At 64.3% G+C, this 5,584-nt stretch carries 4 protein-coding genes and 1 pseudogene; 4 read left to right on the plus strand and 1 reads right to left on the minus strand.

Annotated elements, in window-relative coordinates; all coding sequences use genetic code 11:
- The 4 genes and pseudogenes from SR3_RS32035 to SR3_RS29900 all read left to right on the plus strand — a co-directional run.
- Positions 1–765, plus strand: a pseudogene (locus SR3_RS32035) (hypothetical protein); the annotation flags it as partial.
- Positions 766–929: 164 nt separating this feature from the next.
- A complete protein-coding gene (gene lnt, locus SR3_RS29890) occupies positions 930–2,531 on the plus strand; it encodes an apolipoprotein N-acyltransferase (protein WP_068094972.1) in 1,602 nt (533 codons plus the stop codon).
- 39 nt (positions 2,532–2,570) lie between these two features.
- Positions 2,571–3,803 carry a methionine adenosyltransferase gene (gene metK, locus SR3_RS29895; RefSeq protein ID WP_068094975.1) on the plus strand — a complete coding sequence of 411 codons (1,233 nt, stop codon included), beginning with the start codon at positions 2,571–2,573 and terminating at the stop codon, positions 3,801–3,803.
- 165 nt (positions 3,804–3,968) lie between these two features.
- Positions 3,969–4,751 (plus strand): universal stress protein, encoded by a 783-nt coding sequence (locus SR3_RS29900; protein WP_068094978.1) that lies wholly within the window; start codon positions 3,969–3,971, stop codon positions 4,749–4,751.
- 619 nt (positions 4,752–5,370) lie between these two features.
- Here the strand turns inward: SR3_RS29900 and SR3_RS32305 are convergent.
- On the minus strand, positions 5,371–5,584 hold a 214-nt coding region (locus SR3_RS32305; protein ID WP_218018912.1), incomplete at its 5' end, for a hypothetical protein.

Genomic DNA, 5,584 nt, shown 5'->3' on the forward strand with positions numbered 1-5,584 from the left:
GCTCGCGCCCGCCGTGAGGACCGCTGGCAGGACAATGGCGAGCCCTTCCGCGACGAGGGCGAAGACGCCGCTGAATTCTCGGTGGAGAGCGATTTCCCCACCTTCGATCAGCCGGTCTACACCCGCCGCGAGCGTGAAGAGCCGCGCGCCGAACAGCGTGCCGAGCAGCCGCGTTCTGATCAGCCGCGTTCTGATCAGCCACGGGGCGATCATCGCCGCCGCGACGAGCAGGGCCAGCGTGAGCCGCGCGAATATCGTGAGCGCGACGGCCGTGATCGTGACGGGCGTGACCGTGATGTTCGCGATAACCGCCAGCGCGACAACCGCGAGCATGAGCCCCGCGAACAGGCCGCCGCCCCCGCCGAATCGGCTGAGGCGCAGCCCGAGACTGAGGGCCAGTCGGTGGTCTATGAGCCCGCCGAGAACCCCTTCCTGCGCGAAACCCGCGCCAACCGCGGCGTGCGTCCGCGCCGCGAGGGCCGTGAAGAGCGCCCCCGCCGCAAGGCCGAACCGCGCGCCGAGGCTGAGGCTCCTGCCGAAGTGGTGACGCCGCCGAGCTTCGATGCCTCTTCGCTGCCGCCGTCGATTTCGGCTGGCCGCAAGAGCGACGCCGCTGCGGAAGCTCCGGCTCCTGCTGCCGAGCCCGCCGCAGAGGTTGCTGCGCCTGCCGAGAAGCCCAAGCGTCCGCGCGCGCCCCGCAAAACGGCGGCTGAAAAGGCTGCCGAAGCCGCCGCCAAGGCTGCTGAGGCCGAGCAGATCGGCTGATCTGCGCGCTGTCCTCCAGTTGATGAAGGGCGGGCAAACCAGACACAGACCGGGGCGGTTGATCCGATGCTATCGGGCCAACCGCCCCGGTTTTTTGTGCGGCGCGCGTTTTCTTGAATGCCGGGTGATTCCACCTGTCTTGAAAAGGCTCTAAGCCACCCGCCATGGCTGAAACTTCCCACTCCCGATCCAGATTGCAGGCCCTGCTTCGCGCAAGCCTTTACACCGCGCTGATCATCGCTTTGGGCGCTGTCGCCGCGCTGGGCTTCCAGCCGCTCGACCTGTGGCCCGCCATGCTGCTGGGCGTGGGGGGGCTGGTCTGGCTGGTCGCGCGCGCGCCCTCCTGGCATCGCGCCGCGCTGATCGGCTGGGTCTGGGGTGTGGGGCATTTTTCCGCAGGCAACAGCTGGATCGCCGCAGCCTTTACCTATCAGGCCAAGATGCCCGGCTGGCTGGGCGGCATCGCGGTGGTGCTGCTCTCGCTCTATCTGGCGGTGTTTCCGGCGCTGGCGGCGGGCGGAGCCTGGGCTCTGCGCCGGCGGCCTCTGGCGCTGGTGCCGGGCTTTGCGGGCCTGTGGATCGTCAGCGAGTGGCTGCGTTCATGGCTGTTCACCGGCTTTGCTTGGAACCCGCTGGGCGTGGCGCTGATGGGCGATGGCAGCCATATCGGGCTGGCGGTGTTGTTGCCATGGCTGGGCACCTATGCGCTCTCCGGGCTGGCCGCCGGGTTGGCGGCGGCGATGGCGGTGGGCGTGATGCTCTGGCCTGCCCAGCGCGCTCACGCTGCTGCCCTGATCGCCGTGCCTGCCGTGCTGACAGGCGGCGCGCTGCTCTGGCCTGCGTCCTCGCATCCGGCGGAGGGCCATATTCCCTACACGCTGGTTCAGCCCAACATCGAGCAGGAGGTTCTGAACGATCCTGCCAATTTCGAGGTCCAGTTCCAGCAGACCGCCCGCCTCTCGTTGCCGCTGCATGCCGCCGACCGCCGCATCCTGCTCTGGCCGGAATCGGGCGTGCCGGACTTTATGCGCGATGGCTATCCGGCGTGGTTCTATGACAGCACCGCCTATGGCGATCCCACGCTGGCCCGGCGGCGGCTAGGCCGGGTGGCGGGCATCAACAGCGTGCTGCTGACCGGCTCGGTCGATCTCGACATCAAGGGCAAGGAGGCGGTGGATGGGCAGAATGTCATCACCGCGCTCGATGGCCATGGGCGCATCATCGGCAGCTATGCCAAGGCCCATCTGGTGCCTTACGGCGAATATCTGCCGATGCGCGGCCTGCTGGAGCCGCTGGGCATCGCCCGGCTGGTGCCGGGGGAGATAGACTTTCGTCCCGGTCCCGGCCCGCGCACGGTGGATCTGGCCGACCTCGGCAAGGCGGGCATGCAGATCTGCTACGAGATCATTTTCTCGGGGCAGGTGGTCGATCGCGAGCATCGCCCGGACTATATCGTGAACCCCTCCAACGATGGCTGGTTCGGCGATTGGGGGCCGCCCCAACACCTCGCGCAGGCCCGCCTGCGGGCGATTGAGGAGGGTTTGCCGGTGCTGCGCTCCACCACCAACGGGGTGAGCGCGGTGGTCGATGCCGATGGCGTGATCCGCCATGCAGCGCCGCGTGGAAACGCCGCCCGTTTCGATGGATTCGTGCCGCCCGCCCATGGCCCCACGCTGTTTGCGCGAATGGGCAATACACTTCCGCTTGTCTGGGCCCTGCTTCTTCTTGGCGGCAGCGCTCTTGTGTTGCGGCGAAAGGAAGCGTAGGAAGGGGACATAAAGCTTCCTTTATATCGCAGGACGGTTATGCGCAGCGACTATCTCTTCACCTCTGAAAGCGTCTCCGAAGGGCATCCCGACAAGGTTGCCGACCAGATCAGCGATGCCATCGTCGACCTGTTCCTCTCGAAAGACCCCGAAGCGCGCATCGCCTGCGAAACGCTGACCACCACTCAGCTGGTGGTGCTGGCGGGCGAAATCCGCTGCAAGGGCGTCTATGAGAATGGCGCCTGGGCGCAGGGCGCTCAGGAAGAGATCGAGAAGACCGTGCGCGCAACGGTCAAGCGCATCGGCTATCAGCAGGATGGTTTCCACTGGGAGACCTTTGAGTTCATCAACCGTCTGCACGGCCAGTCGGCGCATATCGCCCAGGGCGTGGACGCGGGCGCCAATAAGGATGAAGGCGCGGGCGATCAGGGCATCATGTTCGGTTTCGCCTGTGACGAAACCCCCGATCTGATGCCCGCCACGCTGTATTACAGCCACAAGATCCTGCAGGCGCTGGCCGATGACCGCCACTCGGGCGCGGCCCCCTTCCTTGAACCCGACGCCAAGAGCCAGGTGACCCTGCGCTTCGTGGACGGCAAGCCGGTGGCCGCCACCGCCATCGTCGTCTCCACCCAGCATGCGCCGGGCTATGACGAAGGCGCCAAGGCCGCCGAACTGCAGGCCTATGTCAAGAAGACCGTCACCGGTCTGCTGCCCGAGGGCTTCGTGTCGGACGCCACCGTCTGGCACATCAACCCCACCGGCAGCTTCGAGATCGGCGGCCCCGATGGCGACGCGGGCGTCACCGGCCGCAAGATCATCGTGGACACCTACGGCGGCGCGGCGCCGCATGGCGGCGGCGCGTTCTCGGGCAAGGATCCCACCAAGGTGGACCGTTCGGCAGCTTACGTTGCGCGCTATCTGGCGAAGAACGTGGTTGCCGCCGGCCTTGCCAAGCGCGTGACGATCCAGCTGGCCTATGCCATCGGCGTGTCGCGCCCGCTCTCGCTCTATGTCGACAGCCATGGCACCGGCACGGTGGACGATGCTGTGCTGGAAAAGGCGATCGCCAAGGTGGCCGAAGCCTCGCTGGGCGGCCTGACGCCGCGCGGCATCCGCACCGGTCTGGGCCTGAACAAGGCGATCTATCAGCCGAGCGCGGCCTATGGTCACTTCGGTCGCCAGGCCGAAGGCGATTTCTTCCCCTGGGAGCGCACCGATCTGGCCGATGCTCTGAAGGATGCCGTGGCCGAAGCGCCCGCGCTGGCCTGAGCCACCTTCCAGCCTCGCGAAAACAAGAGGGCGCGTCCGAAAGGGCGCGCCTTTTTTGATGTGGGCGCGCCGGGTTTGACCTGAATCATGGCACCGCGCCGCTTTTGGAGTATTTTACTCTCATGCGGCGGCCATTGTCCTTGCCGCCGCGCCGGGAGACACGCCATGCGCTCGATCCTTGTCCTTGCCGACCGCCGCCCCGAGAGCGAAAACCGGCTTCAGGCGGCCCTCTCGCTGGCCCGCGCCAACAGCGGCCATCTCACCGTGCTGATCGACACGCCCGTGGCGCGCTATCTGATGACCGATGCCATGGGCAGCGGCTATCTGGCCGCCGATATCGTGCGCGAGGCGGTCAGCGGCGACGATGCCTTTGCCGAGGCCCTGAACAAGCGGCTGCTGAACGAGGATGTGCCCTATGACATCCTGCGCGCCGAGGACGAGCCTGCCGATGCCATTGCCGAGGCGGCGCGGCTGAACGATGTGGTGGTCCTGTCGCGCGGGCAGCCCTTTGTAGGCGAGGTGGTGCTGCGCGGCGCGACGCCGGTGCTGGTGTTGCCGCGCGAGGGGGCGACGCTGCTGCCGCCCTCGGTGGTCTGCGTGGCCTGGGATGGGGGCGATGAGGCCGCCTCGGCCTTGCGTCTGGCGGTGCCTCTGCTGGTTCAGGCCGAGCGGGTGCATGTGCTGACCGTGGCGGAAAAGAGCGGCGGCTTTCCGGTCTGCGATGCGGTGAAATATCTGGCGCGCCACGGCGTGAAGGCCGAGGTGGTGGAGGTGGAGCGCGCTGCCTCCATCGCTGTGACGCTGGATGCGACTCTGGCGGAATTGCAGGCCGATCTGCTGGTGATGGGGGCCTATGGCCACAGCCGTCTGCGCGAGTTCCTGCTGGGCGGCGTGACGCGCTATTTTCTGGAAGACAGCGCCGGACCGACATTGTTGCTGGCGAATTGAGCCAATTTGGTTTTATGAAATTTCAGATTATAAGCCATATGGTAAATTCAGTATGATTTTGAGTGGCTTTCTCGAATCGGAAGGCTGCTTTAATCCGGAAAAATCCTAAATGGTTTTTTGGAATTTCATAAAATCCCAAAACTCTGATTTTTACAACCGCAAGGCGGGAGCGTATGACAAAATAGTTATTTAAAATCAGATATGTGTATCTCAATCTGAAAAAGGCAACCAATTTCAATGGTTCGTGAGTATTTTGCAATTGCGTGAATCGGCTCGGGGGACCATACGGAACAGGCCTTTCAGGCATCCTCTCCCAAAACTTCCATGGCCCGGCTGTTTCAGCTGGGCCTTTTTTTGCCTGTTTTCCGCGCAGCATGGCTATGGACCGGGTTCTGAGGCTGGCGAGTCATCTTCTGGCGGGTTTGCGCAAGGCAGGCGATCCCGCTCTTCCCACAAAGCGAACCAAAGACGGTGAGGGGAGGCTGTTGCGTTTCGGGCTGGTTTTTCAAGTGCCCGCCGTGTTTTGCATTGCAGCGTGACCAGGCATGCAAAGATCAAGAGCGCCGTGAATTCTGCACAATCCGACCTAAAGTATAAGAAAGACCCGCCTGTTTTCGGGTTATTTCAGAATTTCGCATCGACCACGTAGTTTTTCGCACTTGCACAAAATCGGGTCGAGGCGCATATAGGAACTGCCTTTCAGGCATCCTCTCCCAAAACTTTCACGGCCCGGCTGTTTCAGCTGGGCCTTTTTTCTTTTCCGATCAACGAGCCAGTTTGGCGCGGCGCTGCCAGCTATGCGACGAACCGTGTCCGCAAGCCGATATGGCTCC

The organism is Novosphingobium rosa NBRC 15208, assembly GCF_001598555.1.
In the GTDB taxonomy this organism is placed as follows: domain Bacteria; phylum Pseudomonadota; class Alphaproteobacteria; order Sphingomonadales; family Sphingomonadaceae; genus Novosphingobium; species Novosphingobium rosa.